The organism is Tianweitania aestuarii (assembly GCF_018457165.1).
GTDB lineage: Bacteria > Pseudomonadota > Alphaproteobacteria > Rhizobiales > Rhizobiaceae > Tianweitania > Tianweitania aestuarii.
On record NZ_JAFMNX010000002.1, the window covers coordinates 13,228 to 34,808 of the forward strand.

Here is a 21,581-nt window from a genome sequence, read left to right on the forward strand (position 1 = left end):
TATACAGCTTCGCGGCGTTGTTACCATGCACACCGCCCGTTCTCCAAGGGTTTCCCGAAGGGTTTAACGAGGTGAAACGCCGTTCGACCATCATCAATCCTCCGTGACACGAGGCGTAAGGAGGCCAAGTTCTTCCAGATCGACGTCGGTGAGTTCGTCTTCGTCGTCACGCAGCAGATCGTTCTCTATCGGCGGCACAGGAACGGCGAAGTTGCTGGGCATGCGCGGCGACAGGAGCCCTGCCCCTTTCAGCTCCTCCATTCCCGGCAGATCGCGCAGTTCGGCAAGGCCGAAATGGTCGAGAAAGGCTTGCGTCGTGCCGTAGGTCACCGGCCGCCCGGGCGTGCGACGACGTCCGCGCATCCTCACCCAGCCGCTTTCCAGAAGAAGATCGAGCGTCCCCTTCGAGGTTTCCACGCCGCGCACATCCTCGATCTCTGCGCGCGTCACCGGCTGGTGGTAAGCAATGGTGGACAGCACTTCGAGCGCTGCCCGCGACAGCTTCTTTTGCTGCGGCGCATCGCGGCGAAGAAGAAAGCCGAGATCCGGCGCGGTGCGCAGTGCCCACGCATCCTCCACCCGCACGACATTGACACCACGATTGGCATAGGCCCCAACCAGCCGCTCCATCACAAGGTCGAGCGCAACATCGTCCGGCAGCCGTTCGGCCAGCATCTTGCCCGTAACCGGCTCGGTGCTGGCAAACAGAATCGCTTCGGCAATGCGAATCGCCTGGCCGAGACGCTGTTGCGCAAACAGGTCGGTGTCGGGGCTCGTTTCACTCACGTCACATCTCCAACGAGCCGGGGCCGCGGCTGCAGCTGCAATTGTCGCTGTCCGGGCCGCATATAGATCGGCGCGAATGCACCCTCTTGCCGCACCTCCAGCTTTCCTTCGCGGATCAGCTCGAGACTGGCGGCAAAGGAGCTGGCCAGAACGCTGCGGCGCTGCGACGGGTCGCTGAGATACTGGGTCAGAAAGCCGTTCAGCGCACTCCAATCCCCTGAATGCCCAACCAACCGAACCAGGAGATCGCGCGCATCCTGAAGCGACCACACGCCGCGCGCCGCGATCTGCACATTGCTGATGGCCTGGCGCTGGCGCTGCACCGCATAAGCGGCAAGAAGATCGTAAAGGCTCGCCTCGAACGTCACACTGCGATCGAGCTCCAGCGCTTCCGGCGCACCGCGCGCAAACACATCACGGCCCAGCCGATCGCGATTGATCAGCCGTGCCGCAGCCTCGCGCATGGCTTCCAGTCGCTTCAAGCGAAACTGCAGCACCGCCGCCAGTTCCTCCCCGCTTTCGCCCTCCTCGTTCCGCTGTTTGGGAACAAGCAGCTTGGATTTGAGGAATGCGAGCCATGCCGCCATGACGAGGTAATCGGCAGCCAGTTCGAGCCGCATGGCGCGCACGCGGTCGATGAAGCCGATATACTGCTCGGCCAGCGCAACCACGGAGATCTGCGAAAGATCGACCTTCTGGTTGCGGGCAAGATGCAGCAGAAGGTCGAGCGGCCCTTCGAAGCCGGCGACATCCACCACCAGCTCCGGCTCGCTCAAGCCTTGAGTCTTGTTATCCGACCAGAGTTCTTCCGGCGAAACAGGCTGCGCCGCTTCGCCGTCCTTGTGTCCGCTGTTCAAGCATCGACCTCATACGGCCCGGACCTCGGGCCGCCGGCCTTATGCCACCAACTGCATCAGCTCGGCAAACTCGGCGCGCATGTCATCCTCAACGGAATCGTCGCTGACACCGAGCGGAAGCAGCGCGCGTTCCGCACGCGCCAGCGCCTCGCCCGTCAAACGCGGCGTTTCGGCGACCACGGCTTCCATCTCGCCCATCACGCCGTTGCAATGCAGGACGATGTCGCAACCCGCGGCAAGAATCGCGCGGCTGCGGCTCGCGAAATCCCCTGACAGCGCCTTCATCGACACATCGTCGCTCATCAGAAGACCGTCGAAGCCGATCTCCTTGCGGATGATCTCGTCGATCACGATCGGTGACGTGGTGGCCGGCAGATCCGGATCGATGGCGGAATAGATGACATGCGCGGTCATCGCCATGCCGACATCGGACAGCGCCTTGAATGGCGCGAAGTCCCGCGCGCGCAGCTCTTCCAGTGGCGTATCCACCGTCGGCAACGCCAGATGCGTGTCGGCGGTCGCCCGTCCATGGCCCGGAACATGCTTCATCACCGGCAGAACGCCGCCGGCAAGCAGGCCGTCCACAGCCGCCCGGCCGAGTGCCGCGACGATCTCCGGCTCCGTGCCATAAGCACGGTTGCCGATCACATCATGCGCACCGGCCACCGGCACGTCGAGAACCGGCAAACAGTCGGCGTTAATGCCGAGATTGATGAGGTCGAAGGCATGCAGGCGCGACAAAAGCCATGTGGCGCGCAGGCCGTCCGTCTGGTTCCTGCCGTAAAGTGCACCAAGATCGGCGGCCGGCGGATAGTTCGGCGCAAGCGGCGGGCGCAGCCGCTGCACGCGGCCCCCTTCCTGGTCGAGAAACACGGGCGCGTTCGGCCGGTCGGTGCATTTGCGCATGCAGTCCACCAGCGCGCGCACCTGTTCGGCATCCACGATGTTGCGGGCAAACAGGATGAAGCCCCAGGGCCGATGTTCGCGGAAGAACGTTTCTTCTTCCGGCGTCAGCACCGGACCGGCAGCACCAAGGATCACCGCCTTGCATTCATTCATGGCTCAAGCTCTCAAAAGGCCGAAATTGCGCAGATACAACGAAGCCCGCCACGTTAGGTTCGCAGCGGGCTTGAAGAACGTTGCGGCGGCTTCTTACTGCGAAACGAAGCAGCTGCCACCCGCGCTCTTGTAGTTGGCGCAGATCGTGTTGGCTTCGGCGCGCGACGAGGCCGCAACGCGAACGCGGTAATAGGTGCCCTTGCCGGCGATGTCGGCCCGCACGATGTTGACGTTCTTGCCGCCGAGCACGCTGGCATAGCGGCGCGAAAGATTGTCGTAGCTGGCCTGCGCGGCAGCTTCGCTCGGCTGCGACGCGATCTGCACGGCCCAACCGGACGGCGCGGCAGCCGCATCAACAGCAGCCGGCGCGGTTGCGGCCTGTGCGGTCGGCGCAACGGCGGCGACCTGCGGAGCCGCCTGCGGCGCAGGCTGAGCAGCCGGCGTTTCGTCGATCATGCTTTCAACCGTATCCGACGCTTCCGGCAGGCTCGGCGCAGCGGTCGGTGCGATCGAAGCCGGCTCGGCCGTTACGGCCTCGGCTGCGGATGCAAGCTGGGGCGCCGGTGCAGCCGCTTCTTCACGCGGCGCCAGCGACCCATCCGGGCGAACAACCATGGTGCGAACCCGACGCGGCGCAACCGCCACCATTTCTTCCGGTATCTGGCTGCCTGCGGCATCCGGCATCAGGCGGTCTTCGGCCTTGCCTGCCGTACCGACCGCTTCATTGTCGACATCACCATCATCGGTGCCTTCGAACTCGCTTCCGTCGCCGTCGAGCGCGGACAGGCTGGCCATCGAATCTTCGGCCTCCTGCGCGTTCAGATCAACCGGCGCCTCGTTTTCGGAGATCAACCGCTCCTGCGTCGGCGCACCCAGCGGCTGGCCGGAACCAACGCGGTCGTAAACCACATTGTCCTGGTTCGGCACGGTCGTACCGCCCGGGTTTTCCGGACGCACTTTCATCGGGTCGGTGTCGGCACGAACGAGCGTCGCCTCACCGCCGCTGCCCGTTGAACCGCTCGGCATGGCCAGCATGGCAACGCCGCCGATCAGGACGATCGCTGCAGCCGCACCGGCCATCACCATGCCGCGACGGCCAAGAAGGCTCTGGCGCGGTTGGGTGCGAGGCGCCTGTTCGTAATAACCGTCCTCGTCTTCCGGCTCATACATGCCAGCGCGCGACAGGTCGGAATCATACCGTCCGGCCGATGCACCGGCTGCAGCGCCAGCGGCGGCAGCACCCATGGAGAAGTCGAGGTGCTCGTCCCAGTTCTGAGCATTGGCCGGGCGATGCGCGTCCAGCTCTTCACCGCGCGCCTGAGCGGCCTGCTCGTGGTTCATCGAGTGAAAAGCCTGATCGAACTGCGGATCGAAATCATCGAAGCCGTTGCCACGTGGCGCAGGCTCGCGGCCGTAATCGACGTCCGGCAGGTCCAGCTCGTCGGAATGCGCCAAGCGCTGATCCACGAAGTCGACCGTCTCGATATCCGGCACATCCGCGCGCATGCTCGGCGCGTTCACCATCGGCCGTCCCTGCGCGGCATAGCCATAGCCGGCAGCGGCAGTCTGGCCGTAGCCAGCCGCGGCGCTTTGGCCGTAACCGGCCGCGGCGCCCTCGCCGTAACCGGTATTGTGGTCGCTGTCCCGGTGGTATGGATCAGCAGCCAATTCATCGGCAAGAGCGGCGTCGAAAGCCCGTTCATCAAAAGGCTGCATGGCTTCGGGTTCCATATCGGGTTGGGCAGGCTCTTCCACCGGATCAGCAAAAGTGGTCGAGGCAGTGTTAGTGGTGTCTGGTTCGAACGTTTGCTCGGCGCTCGCATGCGCATCGGTGTTCGAGAATGCGTTGGCCGCGGCGACCGAAGCGGACACGGCAGCAAAGTCCGTCATTTCGGGCGTTCGAGGCTGTGTAACCTCGGCCTCAATCGCAGCTTCGATGTCACGCGCAACGGCGTCGTCATCCATAAGATCGGCCATCTCGAAGTCGCCGAAATCCGGCTCGTCCGCAGGATCTTCCTGCGGCTGGCTTACCGGTGCGGGCTCCGGCTGGAACGCGGCATAGGCAAGAGGCGCGGCCGTCGCGGCAGCAGCGGGCGCTGTGTCCACCTCGGAAAAATCGAGGTTCCACAGGGCGTCGCCGGTCTGCGGATCAGCTGATTGAGCCTCATCCCGCTGCCCGTCGAACGCCTGAGTGTCCGTCCGGTGGTCCGGCGCACCGGCTTCGGCGAAGTCGATGCCGCGCAGCCAGCTATCGTCTTCGGGCGCAGCAAGCGATGTTTCGGCTGCCTGCTGGCTGTCCATCTCACCGCCAAGCAGATCAAACAGCTCGCGCTCGAACGCCTCGTCATGCGCAGGCGTTGCCTGCAACTCGGCTTCCGGCTCAACAAGCTGCCACTGCTCGGGCGCTTCTGAAACGGCTTCGGCCTGCTCGTTCTGGGGCGGCAGTTCATCCTGCTCAGACAGCACCAGCGGCTCGTCCAGCGAGATCGACCCCTCGTCCAGCCAGCCCTCTTCCGCCGTGAACACAGCGCGCTCGTCGGAGGCTTCGGCTTCGGTCTCGTCCAAGGCGTCCAGATCGAGATCGCCGATCAGATCGGCGTCGGTCTGTTCGTCCTGCGCATGAGGCTCCAGCTGAACAGGCAAGGCTTCCAGATCGTTTTCGTAAGCCAGATCGGTCTCGTAAGAGGGTGACGCCTGCACAACCGGTTCTTCGATCGCTTCGGTAAGCTGCTGGGCGAGCTCCAGATCCAGCGGATCAACCGCAGCATCGGAAACCGGCTGCTCGTCCGCCACGCCGGCGTCCAGTTCGTTCTCCGGCTGCACGCTCTCGGTCGCTTGAACAGGCTCGAACGCAACCGGCGCGGCGGCTTCCGGCTCCGGCTCTTCCACGACAGTTGGCTGTGGCGCCTGCTGGTCGCGGTTTTGCTGCCAGGCCTCGAGCGCGGCATAAGCTGCCTCGATCTCGTCATCCTCCTCGGCAGCCGGCGCGCTCGCCGGTTCTACGACCGGCGTCGCAGCTTCGACCGGCGTGGAAGCCGCATAGCCGAGGTCATTCGTGGAGATGGTGTCGTCTTCGTCGAAGCTCAGTTCGAAATCGGCGAAGGGATCGACCTCGGGCTCGACAGCCGCTTCCGGCTCATCGGCCACGAACGTGTCGACCGTTTCGTGAAAATCGTAACCCTGCCCATCCGCCTGCTGCGCCTCGACGGCTGCGGCGGAGGCATGATGGTAAGCGTCGGCTACCGGGACTTCTAGCTCAGCTTCGGCTGCGACAGGCTCTTCGGCGAAAACCGGCTCTTCGGTGAAAACCGGCTCATGGCGAACCGGCTCCGCCGCGCGTGGCAAAGCCTGGGCTGGCACGTTGTCCTGGTCGCTATGGAACTCGCCAAGGAGTTCGCGCTCGAGATCCAGGCCGAAATCAGGCTCAACCGGCTCGGCCGGCTGATGCACTTTCACCCGCGGATCGAAGCCCATGATACGGGTCAGTTCCGCAAACGGGTCGTCCTCCGCAATCGGCGCGGCGGCGGGGGCACGGTTTGAAGAAGTGTCTGCCATGATCTTTCCCGTACTCGAACTCGGTCGGACGCCGGCGACGTCGCACGACGGGCTCGGCCCGTACCAAGCTTTTGTGGGAAAATGGTGGCAGCTGGATTAGCGAAGCTCCTCAGGGGCATCAGCCCCGACGATCGCCAGTCCCGATGTCAGCACGTCCGACACCGCCTGCACCAGTCCCAGCCTGGCGACGGTCAATGTAGGTTCGTTAACCCTTACAAATCGTAAATCCGGATTGTCGGTGCCGCGATTCCAGTGCGCGTGGAAGCTGCTTGCCAGATCATAAAGGTAGAAAGCCACGCGATGCGGCTCCAGCGCGATCGCAGCGCTTTCGATCATGCGCGGATATTCGGCCAGCTTGCGAATCAGGGTGATCTCGCCGGCATCGGTCAGCAAAGCCGTGTCCTTGGACAAGGCAGCACAATCCGGCCGCTCCAGCCCCAACTGCTCCTTGGCCTGCCGGAACACGGAATAACAGCGCGCCGAAGCATACTGCACATAGAACACCGGATTGTCCTTGGACTGCTCGGTGACCTTGGCGAAGTCGAAATCGAGCGGCTCGCCGTTTTTGCGGTACAGCATCATGAAGCGAATCGCGTCGCGACCGACTTCATCCACCACGTCGCGCAGCGTGATGAACTCGCCCGAACGCTTCGACATCTTCACCGGCTCGCCGGCGCGTAAGAGACGCACCAGCTGGCAAAGGAGAACGGTCAGCTCCACCTTGCCGTCGGTCACCGCACGCGCCAGCGCTTCCAGCCGCTTCACATAGCCGCCGTGATCCGCACCCAGGATGTAAACAAGCTGGTCGAAGCCGCGGACATACTTGTCCTTGAGATAAGCCACATCCGCCGCGAAATAGGTGTAGGCGCCGTCGGATTTCACCAGCGGACGATCGATGTCGTCGCCCACTTCCGTGGAACGGAACAGCGTCTGCTCGCGATCTTCCCAGTCTTCCGGCTTCTGGCCCTTGGGCGGCGGCAGCTTGCCCTTGTAAACATGGCCCTTCAGCGTCAGATCGCTGATCGCCGAGCGGATCGGCTTGGCATGATCGGCATGCAGCGTGCGCTCGGAAAAGAACACGTCGTGATGCACGTTGAGCGCGGCGAGATCTTCGCGGATCATGTCCATCATCGCGTCGATCGTCTTGTCGGCGATAACAGCCAGCGCTTCCTCTTCCGGCATATCCAAGAGCGTGCGGCCATAGGTCTCCGCCAGCATCTTGCCCACGGGCACGAGATAATCGCCGGGATATAGGCCGGCCGGGATCTCGCTGATCGTTTCGCCCAGCGCTTCGCGGTAACGCAGAAATGCCGACTGCGCGAGCACGCCGATCTGCGCGCCGGCATCGTTGATGTAATATTCCTTCGTCACCTCGCTGCCGGCAAAGCCCAGCAGGTTCGACAAGGCGTCACCCACGACCGCACCACGGCAATGGCCGACATGCATCGGGCCGGTCGGGTTGGCCGACACATATTCCACATTGATCTTGCGGCCCGCGCCGATCGTCGAGCGGCCGTAATCCTTGCCCGCCGCCAGCATATCCGCCAGCCGCGCCTGCCAGAACCCGTCGCCCAGCCGGATGTTCACGAAGCCTGGACCGGCAACGGAGGCTTCCGACACGTCGGGATCCCTGGCGAGCTCGGCAGCAAAGCGCTCGCCCAGCACGCGCGGGTTTTCGCCCACGGCCTTGGACAACACCATGGCGGCATTGGTGGCGAGATCGCCGTGGCTCACATCGCGCGGCAGTTCCACCGCGACACGGGCGGTATCAACCGGCTCGCCATCGGTGGTCTTGAGGTCGAGAGCCTGCACGATCTTGATCACGCGCGCGCTGAATTCGGCGAAAATATTCATCATCAACTCGGAGACGAGAAAAAAGAACGCGGATGCTTGGCCCGCGAAATTGTTGGCCGCGACCTAGCTCAGAACAGGCGTTCGGTCAAACAACCGCCGATGTTCCTTGACCGCATAAGTGTCGGTCATGCCGGCCAGGAAGTCCGCGACATGCCGCGCCTTCACGGCATTGCCAGCCCGATCGAGCCCTTCGCGCCAGCCTTCCGGCATCGCGCGGGGGTCGGCCATATAGATGTCGAACAGGTCGAAAACGATGCGATCGGCATTGGCGCGCACCTCCATCACGGAGGGGTGACGATAAAGATTGGCGTAAAGAAAGCGCTTCAACTCCCGCTCTCCCGCCGCGATCTCTTCCGAGAAGGTCACGACCGCTTGGCTCGCCGCGTGAATGTCGTCGACGCTTTCGGGTTGCAGCAAAGCCAGCTTCCCCTTCGCGGTCGCAATCACATCTTCCACCATCAACGTGATCTGCCGCCGCATCAGCTCATGGGCGATCCGAACCGGATCGAGCTTGGGATATTTCATCCGCACCGCACGCAGGATATTGGCCGTCAGCGGCACGTCTTCCAGCATGTCGAGCGTCAGAAGCCCCGAGCGCAGACCGTCGTCGATATCATGCGTGTTATAGGCGATGTCGTCGGCAATCGCCGCCGCCTGCGCTTCCGGCCCGGCGAAGCGGTCGAGTTCGAGATCATGCAGCTGCGAATAAACGCTGATCGCCTGCGGCACCGGTTTCCCCATTGGCGAACCATCGGCGTGAACCAGCGGCCCATTATGCTTCACCAGCCCTTCAAGCGTTTCCCAGCTGAGGTTCAAACCGTCGAATTCGGCATAACGACGTTCCAGCTTGGTCACGATCCGCAAGGACTGCGCATTATGCTCGAACCCGCCGAACGGCTGCATCTTCAGGTTCAGCGCATCTTCGCCGGTGTGGCCGAACGGCGTGTGGCCAAAGTCGTGCACCAGCGCCACCGCTTCCGCCAGGTCTTCGTCCAGCTGCAAGGCCCGCGCCAAGGCGCGCGCGATCTGCGCCACCTCGATCGTATGCGTCAGCCGCGTCCGGTAATGGTCGCCTTCATGCGCAACGAAAACCTGCGTCTTGTGCTTCAAGCGGCGAAACGCGGTGGAATGGATGATTCGGTCGCGGTCGCGCTGGAACGGCGTGCGTGTCAGGCTTTCCGGCTCGTCCACGAAGCGGCCACGCGTTTTTGCCGGATCGGTCGCGTAAGGGGCCCGCGGGCGATAACCGAAGCCGATATCGGACGCATTCAGTGCCACGCGCTTCCCTTCGTCCCTGCTCGCCTCGCCGCACACCCGTTGACGAGACCTTGCGCGGCTCATACCTACTAGGCGAATGCCAGCGCAAGGTGACACTATGGGTACGGATGCCAAAACCCTGATGAAGGGCGTCGATCTGACCGAAGCTGCGGCACGCCGCATCAACAAGATCATCGCCAAGGAGACGGACAAGGAAGCCCTGCGCGTATCCGTGGAAGGTGGCGGCTGTTCCGGCTTTTCCTACAAGTTCGACCTGGTTGAAGGCCGCAACGCCGATGACACCGCAATCGAAAAGGACGGCGCCACCGTTTTGATCGATGAGATGTCGTTGATCTATATGGGCGGCTCGGTCATCGATTTCGTGGACGATCTGATGGGTCAGTCCTTCCAGATCCGCAATCCCAACGCCGTCGCATCCTGCGGCTGCGGCACCAGCTTTTCGATCTGACCGCCCGTGTCTCTCAAGATCGCGACCTGGAACATCAACGGCGTCAAGGCGCGCATCGAAAACCTGCTGCACTGGCTGCGCGAAAGCCAGCCGGACATCGTGTGCCTGCAGGAAATCAAGAGCGTCGATGAAGGCTTCCCGCGCCTCGAGATCGAGGCGCTCGGCTATCATGTCGAAACCCACGGCCAGAAGGGCTTCAACGGCGTCGCCATCCTGTCCAAGCTGCGCTTCGATGAAGTGAACCGCCGTTTGCCGGGCGACGACGAAGACGAACAGGCCCGTTTCATCGAAGGCGTGTTCTCGACCTCGTGCGGCGCCCTGCGGGTCGTGTCGCTTTACCTGCCGAACGGCAATCCGGTCGGCACGGAGAAGTTTCCCTACAAGCTGCGCTGGATGGATCGTCTCGAAAAGTGGGCAAAGGAGCGTCTGGAGCTTGAAGAGCCGCTGGTTCTCGGCGGCGATTACAATGTCATCCCGATGCCGTCGGACGTTCGTTATCCCGACAACTGGCTGGATGACGCCTTGTTTCAGCCGGAAAGCCGCGCCTCGTTCCGCCGCCTTTCCAATATGGGCTTCATCGATGCCTATCGCGAAGTGGACGACGCGGCCGGCGCTTACTCCTTCTGGGATTATCAGGCCGGCGCCTGGCAGAAGAATAACGGCATCCGCATCGACTTCCTGATGATGTCGCCCGAAGCCTCCGATCGCCTGAAATCGGCGGATATCGAGAAGCATGTCCGCGGCTGGGAAAAGCCGTCGGACCACGTGCCCGTGGTCGCGCATCTGGACCTGTTGCCGGTCACTGTTTGAACCGTCTGCGGTAAAAAACACACAGGCGGGAACTCTTTTCGGTTTGGCTCGTTATTACCCCGACAGATCAACGATCTAACTTCCAGTCGAGAGCGAGCCGCGTTCCCCTGCCCGGCTCGCTCTTTTTTTCTTTGTCTGCGCATGTGCATCCCGCCACACGGTCTTGTGAGCGCAAGGCGCCGTGGCTACATCAGGCCCATGAAAGTCAAAGACGTCGATATCCTCATCGTACCCGGCTACACCAATTCAGGGCCTGACCACTGGCAGACCCGCTGGGAAACGCGCCTTTCCACCGCACGCCGTGTTGAACAGGCCGAATGGTCGAAGCCCGTGCGCGAAGACTGGGTTGCCAATGTCGCCAAGGCCGTGAACGAGGCTGAACGCCCGGTCGTGTTCGTTGCGCATTCCCTCGGCATTCCAAGCGTCGTTCATGCCATTCCGCAGTTCAGGAACCGCGTTGCCGGCGCCTTTTTCGTCGCGCCACCCGATGTCACGAACCCGCAGATCCGCCCGAAGCATCTGATGACCTTCGGCCCCTATCCGCGCGATCCGCTGCCCTTCCCGTCGATCACGGTCGCCAGCCGCAACGATCCCTTTTCGAGCTTCGAAGCGGCGGAAGATATTGCGGGCGCATGGGGCTCGATGTTCATCGATGCAGGCGGCGCCGGTCACCTCAACGCAGAATCTGGACATGGTCCGTGGCCCGAAGGCTCCATGACCTTCGCCAACTTCCTGACGCGCCTCACTTGAAGCGCCTCACCTGAAGCAAACAACCCGGCGCGATCAGCCTTTCAACGAGGCCTTGATCGCGTTCATCGTCGCTGTTGCACCGGCGCGCATCAGCGACCCTTCCGTGCCGCAAGCCATCAGGCGATAGCCCATGGCCTCGTAACGGCCGCACAGGCCGGGATCGACCACGAAGATCGACGCCAGCTTGCCGGAATCGGTTGCGCGCCGCGCAATATCGGCAATCGCCTCCATCATGTTTTCGAGCGACGGATCGACTGTCGCGCCATTCGTCCAGGCGATGGAAAAGTCGGACGGCCCGACCAGAACGGCATCGATCCCGTCCACGGCCAGAATTCCGTCGAGCGCATCGAGTGCGCGGCGCGTTTCGATCATCGCGATCGCCAGCGTGTCGGTGTTGGCTGTTCGAAGCCAGGCCTGCATGTCGCCCGGCTTGCCGCTGCGCCCTGCGGCAAAGTTCGGCCCCCAGGAGCGTTCGCCGAGCGGCGGATATTTCATCGCCGCAGCAAAACTCTGCGCGTCCGCAACCGAATTGATCATCGGTGCGATCACCGCCTCGGCCCCGAAATCGAGTGCACGGCTCGCCATGTCGAAACGGCCGACGGGGATGCGAACCAGCGCATGCTTGTTCTGATGGAGGATCATCGGAAGCGAGCGCAGCACGCTCGCTTCATCATGGCCGCCATGCTGCATGTCGAGCGTAACGGCGTCGCCTGGTTGGGACGCCAGCAGTTCCACCGTCAGGGCATCGGGAATGCCGGACCAGGTGGAAATCAGTGTTTCGGATTGAAGGCGTTCGCGAAGGGTCATGCGATCGCCCTCCACTCAGGCGCCGAGTTGGTTGGCGGCTGTTTGCAGCAGCTCATACATCTTCATGCGGATCTGCTGATCGGTCTGCGCCACGTTGCCGGAATCGAAGTCGGCGCGGATCTTGCGAAACACGTCCTCGTCGCCCGCTTCCTCGAAGTCGGCAGCCACAACCGAGCGCGCATAGGCTTCGGCTTCGTCACCGCTCTTGCCGAGCTCGCCGGCAGCCCACACACCGAGCAGCTTGTTGCGGCGCGCCATGGCCTTGAACCGCATTTCCTCGTCGTGAGCGAACTTGCGCTCGAACCCGTCCTGACGATCATCGAAAGAGGCCATGTCATAGTTCCGATCGTTGGTCTGTTGATCGTTCGGATATGGGCTTCTTTGAAGTCGGATCAACCCGCCGGCACCGTTGAAAGGGTGGGTAGAATGCCGGCCAAACAACATTTGGCGATTGAGCCTGTGCATGCTTTGCGATAGGACCCGGGTTGACATTCCGGCAAACGCCCGACAGCCCAGGACCGAGCTCCTTCGCGATCGGTCCTCCAGATTTCGAGAAAGCTGCAATGAACAACCGACGCCGCCGCATTTATGAAGGCAAGGCCAAGATCCTGTATGAAGGACCTGAGCCGGGCACGCTGGTCCAGTTCTTCAAGGACGACGCGACCGCGTTCAATGCCAAGAAGCATGAAGTGATCGACGGCAAGGGCGTGCTCAACAACCGCATTTCCGAGCACATCTTCACGCATCTGAACCGCATCGGCATTCCGACTCACTTTATCCGCCGGCTCAACATGCGCGAGCAGCTGATCAAGGAAGTCGAGATCATCCCGCTCGAGATCGTCGTACGCAACATCGCGGCCGGCTCGTTGGCCAAGCGCCTCGGCATCGAGGAAGGCACCGTTCTGCCGCGCTCGATCATCGAGTTCTACTACAAGAACGATGCGCTGGACGATCCGATGGTCTCGGAAGAGCACGTCACGGCCTTTGGCTGGGCGGCTCCGCAGGAGATCGACGACATCATGGCGCTCGCCATCCGCGTCAACGACTTCCTGACCGGCCTTTTCCTCGGCGTCGGCATCCAACTCGTGGATTTCAAGATGGAATGCGGCCGCCTGTTCGAAGGCGACATGATGCGCATCGTGGTGGCCGACGAAATCTCGCCCGATTCATGCCGTTTGTGGGACGTCAACACCAACGACAAGATGGACAAGGACCGTTTCCGCCGCGATCTCGGCGGTCTGGTTGAAGCCTATCAGGAAGTCGCGCGCCGTCTCGGCATCATGAACGAAAACGAGCCTCCTCGCCCGTCCGGCCCCGTGCTGGTCGCCGGCAAGGACACCAGCCGCGGCAAGCCGCACTGATTTCGGAGCAGGAATTGTGATCAAGGCACGCGTGACAGTCACGCTGAAAAACGGCGTCCTCGACCCCCAGGGCAAGGCCATCGAGGGTGCACTCGGCACCCTCGGCTTCGAAGGCGTTTCCGGCGTCCGTCAGGGCAAGGTGTTCGATGTCGAAATCAACGGCACGGACAAGGCCAAGGCGGAAGCCGACATCAAGCAGATGTGCGAGCGTCTGCTGGCAAACACCGTTATCGAGAACTATTCCATCAGCATGGACTGAGGCCGCCCGATCGGCCTTCGCACTACGCAGGTTGCAAGAACCATGAAATCAGCAGTCGTTCTCGTTCCAGGTCTCAACCGCGACCGCGACATGATCGCGGCACTGACGAAAGTCTCCGGCCAGGCGCCGGCAACCCTTTGGCAGACCGAAACCACCCTGCCCGAGGGTCTCGACCTCATCGTCATCCCCGGCGGCTTTTCCTTCGGTGATTATCTGCGTTGCGGTGCGATCGCCGCCCGCATGCCGGTGATGCGCGCCGTGGCCGATGCCGCCAAGCGCGGCGTTACCGTTCTGGGCGTTTGCAACGGCTTCCAGATCCTGGTTGAAGCCGGCATGTTGCCCGGCGCCCTCATGCGCAACACCTCGCTCAAATTCGTTTGCCGCGAAGTGAAGCTGCAGGTCACCAACGCCAACACCGCCTTCACGCGCCAATATCAGCCCAACCAGATCATCCGCTGCCCGGTCGCACATCACGACGGCAACTATTTCGCCGAGCCGGAAGAGCTGGAGCGGCTGGAAGGCGAAGGGCGCGTCGTGTTCCGTTATGCGGAAAACACCAATCCCAACGGCTCGATCAACGACATCGCCGGCATCATGAACGCATCCGGCAACGTGCTCGGCCTCATGCCGCATCCCGAAAACCTCATCGAATCCGCGCATGGCGGCGATGATGGTCGCGGCATCTTCGAAAGCGTGCTGGCAAAGGCCGCGTAAGCACCGTCCGGAACGAGTCGTTCATTCATCGTGGGATAGACAATCCGACCTTTCTTCCCACGATGCACTTTCCCCCAAGGGATCCCTATGACGCGACCGTTCCGCCTTCTGCCTTTTCTCGGCCTTGCTCTCGCGATCGGCTTTACCGGCTGCCAGTCCAAGGCACCGCAGCCCAAGCGCCAGCCGTCGGCGGCCGCCAGCACCAAGAGTGCCGCGCTTCGCAACATGGAACAGGTCGCAAAAGCCGCGCATCGATGCTGGTTCGCCTCCAAGGACCCCGCCTTCCGCAGCTACAGCTTCGCCAACGAGCTGAACAATTTCTCCGGCCGTCCGCGCTTCCTCCTTGTGCCGCACAACGATTACGGCGGTCGTCCGCTGCTCGTGGTTCAGGCGGAAGGTGCTGCCGGCAAGCTCGACACGTTCGGCCCGCTGCTCGATCAGCCACTCGGCAACCGCATCTCCGGCGACATCACCCGCTGGAGCAGCGGCGATCAGTCCTGCGCATCATCGGCCTGAGGTTCGTCCGAACCGGTGTTTGCGCGCCGATCCCCGGGAAATGCCGGTAACAGGCCGGCTTTTTCTAGCCTCGGCTGTTCAATCCCGGCGCAGTCTGGGCTATGGACGCATTCATCCCTTTCCTTGCCGTCGCACAAGGCCCCGCTTCCCCATGATCTCCAATGATTTGGCCATCACTTCCGATCTCGTTGCCTCGCATGGTTTGAAGCCGGACGAGTACCAGCGCATTCTCGATCTGATCGGGCGCGAACCGAGCTTCACCGAGCTCGGCATCTTCTCGGCCATGTGGAACGAGCACTGCTCCTACAAGTCCTCCAAGAAGTGGCTGCGCACGCTGCCGACCACCGGTCCGCAGGTCATCCAGGGTCCGGGTGAGAACGCCGGCGTGGTGGATATCGGCGATGGCGATGTCGTGGTCTTCAAGATGGAGAGCCACAACCACCCCTCTTACATCGAGCCTTATCAGGGCGCGGCGACCGGCGTCGGCGGCATCCTGCGCGACGTCTTCACCATGGGCGCGCGGCCGATCGCGGCCATGAACGCGCTGCGCTTCGGTGCGCCCGATCACCCAAAAACCAAGCATCTCGTATCCGGCGTCGTTGCCGGCGTTGGCGGCTATGGCAATGCCTTCGGCGTGCCGACGGTCGGCGGTGAAGTGAACTTCGATGCCCGCTACAACGGCAACTGCCTGGTCAACGCGTTTGCCGCTGGCCTCGCCAAGTCGGACGGCATCTTCCTGTCCGAAGCCAAGGGCGTCGGCCTTCCAGTCGTGTATCTCGGCGCCAAAACCGGCCGCGATGGCGTAGGCGGCGCAACGATGGCGTCGGCCGAGTTCGACGAGAAGATCGAAGAAAAGCGCCCCACCGTTCAGGTCGGCGATCCCTTTACCGAAAAGTGCCTGCTCGAAGCCTGCCTTGAACTGATGGCATCGGGTGCCGTGATCGCGATCCAGGACATGGGTGCGGCCGGCCTCACCTGCTCGGCCGTCGAGATGGGCGCCAAGGGCGACCTCGGCATCGAGCTCGATCTCGACAAGGTGCCGGTGCGCGAAGACGCCATGTCGGCCTATGAGATGATGCTGTCGGAAAGCCAGGAGCGCATGCTCATGGTGCTGAAGCCCGAAAAGGAAGCTGAAGCCGAAGCCATCTTCGTGAAGTGGGGTCTGGACTTCGCCATCGTCGGCAAGACCACGGACGACCTGCGCTTCCGCGTTCTGCATCAGGGCGTCGAAGTCGCCAACCTGCCGATCAAGGATCTTGGCGATCAGGCACCTGAATATGACCGCCCGCATGTCGAGCCGAAGAAGCCGGCACCGCTTGCCGCGAACGACATTCCGCAGGCCGACATTGCCGACGCCCTCCTGAAGCTCCTCAATTCGCCCGACATGTCGTCGCGCCGCTGGGTTTACGAGCAATATGACACGCTGATCCAGGGCAACTCCCTGCAGCGCCCCGGCGGCGATGCCGGCGTCGTGCGCGTGGAAGGTCACGCCTCCAAGGCGCTCGCCTTCTCGTCCGACGTCACGCCGCGCTATTGCGAAGCCGATCCGTTCGAAGGCGGCAAGCAGGCCGTCGCCGAATGCTGGCGCAACATAACCGCGACCGGCGCTTTGCCGCTCGCTTCCACCGACAACCTGAACTTCGGCAATCCCGAAAAGCCCGAGATCATGGGCCAGCTGGTGTCGGCCATCAAAGGCATCGGCGAAGCCTGCCGCGCGCTCGATTTCCCGATCGTCTCGGGCAATGTCTCGCTTTACAACGAGACCAACGGCCAGGCGATCCTGCCGACCCCAACCATCGGCGGCGTTGGTCTGTTGAAGGATTGGGACCGCATGGCCCGCATCGCCTTTTCTGGCGAAAACCAGCCGATCCTGCTCGTCGGCGCGCCGCAACAATGGGGCACGCATCTCGGGCAGTCGGTTTATCTCCGCGACATCCATGGCCGCAACGATGGCCCGCCGCCGCCGGTGGACCTCGAAGCCGAGCTCAAGGTCGGCATTTTCGTACGCGGTTTGATCGAGCGCGGCGTCGCCAAATCCGTGCATGATCTGTCGGATGGCGGTCTGGCCGTTGGTCTGGCCGAAATGGCAATGGCATCGGGCATCGGCGCAACCGTGCCGGGTCTGGCCGACATCGATCCGATCCCCGTGTTCTTCGGCGAGGATCAGAACCGCTACCTCGTGGCGCTGGATCTCGACGCTCAGGGCAGCGAGTTCGAAGCGCTTCTACGCGAAGCCGAAGCTGCCGGCATCTTCGCACCCTGGATCGGCACCACGGGCGGCACCGATCTCAAGCTTGGCCAGGCACGCGCCGTTCCCGTTGCCGATCTGGTGAACGCGCATGAATCCTGGTTCCCCGCATTCATGGAAGGCTGAGGGTTTAAACTGATGGCAATGGACGCACGCGACATCGAAGCCCTGATCCGTCAGGGCATTCCGGATGCCACCGTCACGATCCGCGATCTGGCGGGCGATGGCGATCATTACGCGGCTGAGGTTGTTTCGGAGAGCTTCCGGGGCAAGAGCCGCGTTCAGCAGCACCAGATGGTCTACAAGGCTCTGCAGGGCAATATGGGCGGCGTTCTGCACGCGCTTGCCCTGCAAACCAGCGTTCCGGAATAGCGTCCATGCGCGCTGCGCCGCTTCCGGCGATTGCGGAATCCGGCCAGCTGCAATAGATAGACACCATTGCATTTGTCACCGGGCCTTGAACCCGGCAGCCAGAGGATCAGCCAGATGACCGCCATCAGCCAATTCATCGAGAACGAAGTCAAGAGCAACGACGTCGTGTTGTTCATGAAGGGCACGCCGGGTTTCCCGCAGTGCGGCTTCTCCGGCCAGGTCGTCCAGATCCTCGATTACCTCGGCGTCGACTACAAGGGCGTCAACATTCTGACCTCGGACGAACTGCGCCAGGGCATCAAGGACTACTCGCAGTGGCCGACCATCCCGCAGCTCTACGTCAAGGGCGAGTTCGTGGGCGGTTGCGACATCATCCGCGAGATGTTCCAGGCCGGTGAGTTGCAGACCTTCTTCGGCGAGAAGGGCATCGCTGCCCGCGCAGCGTAACACCAGACCCCGCCCTCGCGGCATCATCAAGATGACGGCCCGCGCAGCGTAGAAACCACGCTGCGCGCGCTGCATGAATCAGGCGAAGCGCATTCAGCTCCCCTGCACCTGCGTGACTGCATTTCTGTCACGCTCACAGTCTAGTCGTTTTCCGAGCCGTGCATTTCCGCGGCTCGTTGTTTGCGGATTTCCTCCATGGAACCGCGGTCAATTTTCGGCCGCCGGGTCTGTGGCTTTTTTTGTTGAATGGATTGGTAATGGATCAACAGCTCGCCCCATCGGGCTATGTGGCGCAGGACGGAAAACGCCGCATCAGACGTGCGGAATTTATCGCGCTTTGCGCCGCCATCATGTCTTTGAACGCGCTCGCCATCGACATCATGCTGCCCGGCCTGCAGCAGATCGGCTCCAGCCTCGGCGTTGCCAGCGAGAACCACCGGCAGTTTGTCATCACGGCCTACCTCCTCGGCATGGGCTTTGCTCAGCTGCTGTTCGGCCCACTGTCCGACCGCTTCGGCCGCCGCATTCCGCTTCTGATCGGCGTGACCACCTATGTGCTGGCCGCCGTCGGTGCAGCCTTCGCACCCAACTTCGAAACGCTGCTCTTGCTGCGCGCCGTTCAGGGCGTTGGTGCTGCATCCACCCGCGTGATTGCCGTGTCCGTCGTGCGTGACGTGTTCGGCGGGCGCGCCATGGCGGAAGTCCTGTCGCTGATCTTCATGATCTTCATGGTGATCCCGGTTGTCGCACCCTCGATCGGCCAGGCCATCATGCTGTTTGCCGAATGGCACCTGATCTTCGGCTTCATGGCAGCGCTGGGCTTCGTGTTCCTGGTCTGGATCTTCTTCCGCCTGCCCGAAACCCTGCATCCCGAAGACACCCGTCAGCTCCGCCTGTCGGTCCTGGCTCAGGGTTTCCGCATGGTGGTCACCAACCGCACCGCCCTTTGGTACATGCTGGCTTCGACCTTCGTGTTCGGCGCGCTGTTCGGCTTCATCAACTCCGCGCAGCAGATCTATGTCGGCATCTACGATCTCGGCGCCTGGTTCCCGATCCTGTTTGCGGCGGTGGCGGCCATGATGTCGGTCGCCTCCTTCACGAACTCACGTCTGGTGGGTCGCTTCGGCATGCGCCGTCTGTCGCATACGGCACTGTGCGGCTTCCTGAGCGTCGCCGTGGTGTGGTTCGCGGTATCGCTGTTGGGACCGATGCCGCTGTGGCTGTTCGTGCTGTTCTTTGCCGCCTGCATGTTCCAGTTCGGCCTGCTCGGCTCGAACTTCGGCGCGCTCGCAATGGAACCGCTCGGCCACGTGGCCGGCATGGCGTCTTCCATTCAGGGCTTTGTGACGACGCTGGGCGGCGCGCTGATCGGCGCGTTCATCGGCCAGTCCTTCAACGGCACGGTGCAGCCGTTGATCGCCGGCTTCATGATCCTGGCGTTTATCTCGCTAATTCTGGTGCTGATCGCCGAAAAGGGCAAGCTGTTCCAGGCCAGCTCCACCCCGATCGATCCCGCCGCCGGCGGGCACTGAAACCTCGGACTAGTCGGCCTGCTGCTGCGGCATCAGGCCGGCGAAGTCGAACAGGTTGCGGTCGAGCATGTGGCTCGGCCGGACGTTGCCCATGGCGCGGATCATCGTATCCTTGCGGCCCGGCATCTTGGCTTCCATGTCGCTGAGCATCGCCTTCATCGAATTGCGCTGCAGCCCGTCCTGACTGCCGCAAAGGTCGCAGGGGATGATCGGAAACGCCATCGCTTCCGCCAGCTTCGTCATGTCGCTTTCCGCGCAGTAGGACAGCGGCCGCAGCACAAGCATGTCGCCCTCGTCGTTCAACAGCTTCGGCGGCATCGCAGCCAGCCGTCCGCCGTGGAACAGGTTGAGGAAGAACGTTTCGAGGATGTCCTCGCGGTGATGTCCGAGCACCAGCGCCTGACACCCCTCTTCCCGCGCCACACGATAAAGGTGGCCGCGGCGCAGGCGTGAGCAGAGCGAGCAGTAAGTGCTCGTTTCCGGCAGCTTTTCCGTCACCACCGAATAAGTGTCCTGATACTCGATGCGGTGCGCGATGCCGTGCTTGGTCAGGTACTCCGGCAGGATGTGCTTGGGAAAGTTCGGCTGGCCCTGATCGAGATTGCAGGCAACGAGCTCAACCGGCAAAAGCCCGCGCCACTTCAGGTCGAGCAGCAGCGCCATCAGCCCATAGGAATCCTTGCCCCCCGACAGCGCCACCAGCCAGCGCTGGCCGGGCGTGACCATGGCGAAGTCTTCGATCGCCTGGCGAACATTGCGCAGCAAGCGCTTGCGCAGCTTGTTGAAGCCAACCGTGCCGGGCACTTCCCGGAACATCGGATGACAGGCATCGCCCGGCTCGTCCGCGGTGTCGAGCGGCATGGTGGCTTGGAAGGCTGCGTGAATGTTCATGGCGGCGTCCTCTATACCAGAGCCGGCGGCTTTTGAAGCAACGGTCGGGCCAGATAGCAAAAAGGCCGCGCTGGGTGCGCGGCCTTTCCGATTCGATCCACGCTTGGAAGCGTGTGATTAGCGCGAGTAGAACTCGACCACCAGGTTCGGTTCCATCTGCACGGCGAACGGAACGTCCGACAGGCCAGGAGCGCGCTGGTAGGTTGCGACCATCTTGTTGTGGTCGACGGTGATGTAGTCCGGAACGTCGCGCTCGGCGAGCTGAACGGCTTCCAGAACCATGACCATCTGCTTCGACTTCTCGCGCACTTCGATCACGTCGCCGGCCTTGCAGCGGTAGGACGAGATGTTGACGCGGATGCCGTTGACGTTGACATGGCCGTGGTTGACGAACTGGCGTGCAGCGAAGATCGTCGGAACGAACTTGGCGCGGTACACGATCGCGTCCAAACGCGACTCGAGCAGGCCGATCAGGTTCTCGGAAGTGTCGCCCTTGCGGCGGTTGGCTTCCTCGTAGGTCTTGCGGAACTGCTTTTCGGAGATGTCACCGTAGTGACCCTTCAGCTTCTGCTTGGCGCGCAGCTGCAGGCCGAAATCGGAAATCTTGCCCTTGCGGCGCTGGCCGTGCTGGCCTGGGCCGTATTCGCGCTTGTTGACCGGGGACTTCGGGCGGCCCCAGATGTTTTCGCCAAGGCGACGGTCGATCTTGTACTTGGCGGATTCGCGCTTGCTCATCGCATTTCCTTCTAACGTTGCGAACCGATGCTCATGCGCCGGTTCAAGGAAACGCGCCCTCCTCTGATCGCCTTGCGGCCATCTGACAGGACGATCCACGCAATGTTGGATTACGTCCACGGGACACGTTAAATGAAACACCGGGCGTATTCGGCCCGGTGCTGGTGGTGGCATTAGACGGCTGACATCAGGAAGTCAACGTGCCCTGTTGAACGCGCCCACTTCAAACCGCGCGGCAGCGTCTAACAACAATCGCGCCGTTCCCATGCCGAAAGCGGGCAATGCACCCTACATACCACGGA

The 21,581-nt window shown here is 62.5% G+C and carries 21 protein-coding genes; 11 read left to right on the forward strand and 10 right to left on the reverse strand.

Going from position 1 to position 21,581, the window contains the following annotated elements:
• Window positions 1-93: 93 nt before the first annotated feature.
• From scpB to JYU29_RS08280, 6 genes are all read right to left on the reverse strand, one after another.
• Window positions 94-786, reverse strand: a complete 693-nt coding sequence (gene scpB, locus JYU29_RS08255) for an SMC-Scp complex subunit ScpB (RefSeq protein ID WP_347879872.1) — start codon at window positions 784-786, stop codon at window positions 94-96.
• On the reverse strand, window positions 783-1,643 hold the full coding sequence (locus tag JYU29_RS08260) for a segregation and condensation protein A (RefSeq protein ID WP_213984346.1): 861 nt from the start codon (window positions 1,641-1,643) through the stop codon (window positions 783-785). The genes scpB and JYU29_RS08260 overlap by 4 nt, the downstream gene beginning before the upstream one ends.
• Window positions 1,644-1,682: 39 nt before the next feature.
• The gene (gene nagZ / locus JYU29_RS08265) at window positions 1,683-2,702 is read right to left on the reverse strand and encodes a beta-N-acetylhexosaminidase (RefSeq protein WP_213984347.1); all 1,020 of its coding nucleotides are present in this window, start codon (window positions 2,700-2,702) and stop codon (window positions 1,683-1,685) included.
• A gap of 93 nt (window positions 2,703-2,795) precedes the next feature.
• Complete coding sequence (locus tag JYU29_RS08270) at window positions 2,796-6,257, reverse strand: SPOR domain-containing protein (protein WP_213984348.1); 3,462 nt, start codon at window positions 6,255-6,257, stop codon at window positions 2,796-2,798.
• A 96-nt stretch (window positions 6,258-6,353) separates the two neighbouring features.
• Window positions 6,354-8,111: an arginine--tRNA ligase gene (gene argS, locus JYU29_RS08275; protein ID WP_213984996.1), complete on the reverse strand. Its 1,758-nt coding sequence runs from the start codon at window positions 8,109-8,111 to the stop codon at window positions 6,354-6,356.
• 63 nt (window positions 8,112-8,174) lie between these two features.
• The gene (locus JYU29_RS08280; RefSeq protein WP_431192842.1) at window positions 8,175-9,389 is read right to left on the reverse strand and encodes a deoxyguanosinetriphosphate triphosphohydrolase; all 1,215 of its coding nucleotides are present in this window, start codon (window positions 9,387-9,389) and stop codon (window positions 8,175-8,177) included.
• Between the two features lie 97 nt (window positions 9,390-9,486).
• On the opposite strand from JYU29_RS08280, the gene erpA reads away from it, so the two are divergent.
• The 3 genes from erpA (at window position 9,487) to JYU29_RS08295 (ending at window position 11,397) form a co-directional block, all read left to right on the forward strand.
• A complete protein-coding gene (erpA, locus tag JYU29_RS08285; protein WP_213984350.1) occupies window positions 9,487-9,837 on the forward strand; it encodes an iron-sulfur cluster insertion protein ErpA in 351 nt (116 codons plus the stop codon).
• Between the two features lie 6 nt (window positions 9,838-9,843).
• Window positions 9,844-10,647, forward strand: a complete 804-nt coding sequence (gene xth / locus JYU29_RS08290; protein ID WP_213984351.1) for an exodeoxyribonuclease III — start codon at window positions 9,844-9,846, stop codon at window positions 10,645-10,647.
• 198 nt (window positions 10,648-10,845) lie between these two features.
• Entirely contained in the window at window positions 10,846-11,397 is a 552-nt protein-coding gene (locus JYU29_RS08295; RefSeq protein WP_213984352.1) for an RBBP9/YdeN family alpha/beta hydrolase, read from the forward strand.
• A 33-nt stretch (window positions 11,398-11,430) separates the two neighbouring features.
• Here JYU29_RS08295 and JYU29_RS08300 read toward each other — a convergent pair whose 3' ends face one another.
• Both JYU29_RS08300 and JYU29_RS08305 read right to left on the reverse strand, forming a co-directional pair.
• Entirely contained in the window at window positions 11,431-12,204 is a 774-nt protein-coding gene (locus tag JYU29_RS08300; RefSeq protein ID WP_213984353.1) for an HpcH/HpaI aldolase family protein, read from the reverse strand.
• A 15-nt stretch (window positions 12,205-12,219) separates the two neighbouring features.
• Complete coding sequence (locus JYU29_RS08305) at window positions 12,220-12,537, reverse strand: DUF1476 domain-containing protein (RefSeq protein WP_213984354.1); 318 nt, start codon at window positions 12,535-12,537, stop codon at window positions 12,220-12,222.
• A gap of 230 nt (window positions 12,538-12,767) precedes the next feature.
• Here JYU29_RS08305 and purC point away from each other — a divergent pair, with 230 nt between their 5' ends.
• The 8 genes from purC (at window position 12,768) to JYU29_RS08345 (ending at window position 19,653) form a co-directional block, all read left to right on the forward strand.
• On the forward strand, window positions 12,768-13,565 hold the full coding sequence (gene purC / locus JYU29_RS08310) for a phosphoribosylaminoimidazolesuccinocarboxamide synthase (RefSeq protein WP_213984355.1): 798 nt from the start codon (window positions 12,768-12,770) through the stop codon (window positions 13,563-13,565).
• Between the two features lie 16 nt (window positions 13,566-13,581).
• Window positions 13,582-13,824, forward strand: coding sequence for a phosphoribosylformylglycinamidine synthase subunit PurS (purS, locus tag JYU29_RS08315; protein ID WP_213984356.1), 243 nt, complete (start codon window positions 13,582-13,584; stop codon window positions 13,822-13,824).
• Window positions 13,825-13,866: 42 nt separating this feature from the next.
• The gene (purQ, locus tag JYU29_RS08320) at window positions 13,867-14,538 is read left to right on the forward strand and encodes a phosphoribosylformylglycinamidine synthase subunit PurQ (protein ID WP_213984357.1); all 672 of its coding nucleotides are present in this window, start codon (window positions 13,867-13,869) and stop codon (window positions 14,536-14,538) included.
• Between the two features lie 87 nt (window positions 14,539-14,625).
• Window positions 14,626-15,054, forward strand: coding sequence for a hypothetical protein (locus JYU29_RS08325; RefSeq protein ID WP_213984358.1), 429 nt, complete (start codon window positions 14,626-14,628; stop codon window positions 15,052-15,054).
• A 151-nt stretch (window positions 15,055-15,205) separates the two neighbouring features.
• Window positions 15,206-17,428 carry a phosphoribosylformylglycinamidine synthase subunit PurL gene (purL, locus tag JYU29_RS08330; protein ID WP_213984359.1) on the forward strand — a complete coding sequence of 741 codons (2,223 nt, stop codon included), beginning with the start codon at window positions 15,206-15,208 and terminating at the stop codon, window positions 17,426-17,428.
• 12 nt (window positions 17,429-17,440) lie between these two features.
• Window positions 17,441-17,674: a BolA family protein gene (locus JYU29_RS08335; RefSeq protein ID WP_213984360.1), complete on the forward strand. Its 234-nt coding sequence runs from the start codon at window positions 17,441-17,443 to the stop codon at window positions 17,672-17,674.
• 114 nt (window positions 17,675-17,788) lie between these two features.
• Window positions 17,789-18,121 (forward strand): Grx4 family monothiol glutaredoxin, encoded by a 333-nt coding sequence (gene grxD, locus JYU29_RS08340; protein ID WP_213984361.1) that lies wholly within the window; start codon window positions 17,789-17,791, stop codon window positions 18,119-18,121.
• Window positions 18,122-18,378: 257 nt separating this feature from the next.
• Window positions 18,379-19,653, forward strand: a complete 1,275-nt coding sequence (locus JYU29_RS08345; RefSeq protein WP_250157313.1) for a multidrug effflux MFS transporter — start codon at window positions 18,379-18,381, stop codon at window positions 19,651-19,653.
• Between the two features lie 9 nt (window positions 19,654-19,662).
• Here JYU29_RS08345 and ttcA read toward each other — a convergent pair whose 3' ends face one another.
• Window positions 19,663-20,544: a tRNA 2-thiocytidine(32) synthetase TtcA gene (gene ttcA / locus JYU29_RS08350; RefSeq protein WP_213984362.1), complete on the reverse strand. Its 882-nt coding sequence runs from the start codon at window positions 20,542-20,544 to the stop codon at window positions 19,663-19,665.
• Between the two features lie 117 nt (window positions 20,545-20,661).
• Window positions 20,662-21,279, reverse strand: coding sequence for a 30S ribosomal protein S4 (gene rpsD, locus JYU29_RS08355; protein ID WP_213984363.1), 618 nt, complete (start codon window positions 21,277-21,279; stop codon window positions 20,662-20,664).
• Between the last annotated feature and the right edge of the window lie 302 nt (window positions 21,280-21,581).

Excerpts from the sequence above, each read along its gene's own strand:
- nagZ (WP_213984347.1), bottom strand. The coding sequence starts at position 2,702 with ATGAATGAATGCAAGGCGGTGATCCTTGGTGCTGCCGGTCCGGTGCTG.
- JYU29_RS08270 (WP_213984348.1), bottom strand. The coding sequence starts at position 6,257 with ATGGCAGACACTTCTTCAAACCGTGCCCCCGCCGCCGCGCCGATTGCG.
- argS (WP_213984996.1), bottom strand. The coding sequence starts at position 8,111 with ATGAATATTTTCGCCGAATTCAGCGCGCGCGTGATCAAGATCGTGCAG.
- erpA (WP_213984350.1), top strand. The coding sequence starts at position 9,487 with ATGGGTACGGATGCCAAAACCCTGATGAAGGGCGTCGATCTGACCGAA.
- JYU29_RS08295 (WP_213984352.1), top strand. The coding sequence starts at position 10,846 with ATGAAAGTCAAAGACGTCGATATCCTCATCGTACCCGGCTACACCAAT.
- JYU29_RS08300 (WP_213984353.1), bottom strand. The coding sequence starts at position 12,204 with ATGACCCTTCGCGAACGCCTTCAATCCGAAACACTGATTTCCACCTGG.
- JYU29_RS08305 (WP_213984354.1), bottom strand. The coding sequence starts at position 12,537 with ATGGCCTCTTTCGATGATCGTCAGGACGGGTTCGAGCGCAAGTTCGCT.
- purC (WP_213984355.1), top strand. The coding sequence starts at position 12,768 with ATGAACAACCGACGCCGCCGCATTTATGAAGGCAAGGCCAAGATCCTG.
- purQ (WP_213984357.1), top strand. The coding sequence starts at position 13,867 with ATGAAATCAGCAGTCGTTCTCGTTCCAGGTCTCAACCGCGACCGCGAC.
- JYU29_RS08325 (WP_213984358.1), top strand. The coding sequence starts at position 14,626 with ATGACGCGACCGTTCCGCCTTCTGCCTTTTCTCGGCCTTGCTCTCGCG.
- purL (WP_213984359.1), top strand. The coding sequence starts at position 15,206 with ATGATCTCCAATGATTTGGCCATCACTTCCGATCTCGTTGCCTCGCAT.
- JYU29_RS08335 (WP_213984360.1), top strand. The coding sequence starts at position 17,441 with ATGGCAATGGACGCACGCGACATCGAAGCCCTGATCCGTCAGGGCATT.
- grxD (WP_213984361.1), top strand. The coding sequence starts at position 17,789 with ATGACCGCCATCAGCCAATTCATCGAGAACGAAGTCAAGAGCAACGAC.
- JYU29_RS08345 (WP_250157313.1), top strand. The coding sequence starts at position 18,379 with ATGGATCAACAGCTCGCCCCATCGGGCTATGTGGCGCAGGACGGAAAA.
- ttcA (WP_213984362.1), bottom strand. The coding sequence starts at position 20,544 with ATGAACATTCACGCAGCCTTCCAAGCCACCATGCCGCTCGACACCGCG.
- rpsD (WP_213984363.1), bottom strand. The coding sequence starts at position 21,279 with ATGAGCAAGCGCGAATCCGCCAAGTACAAGATCGACCGTCGCCTTGGC.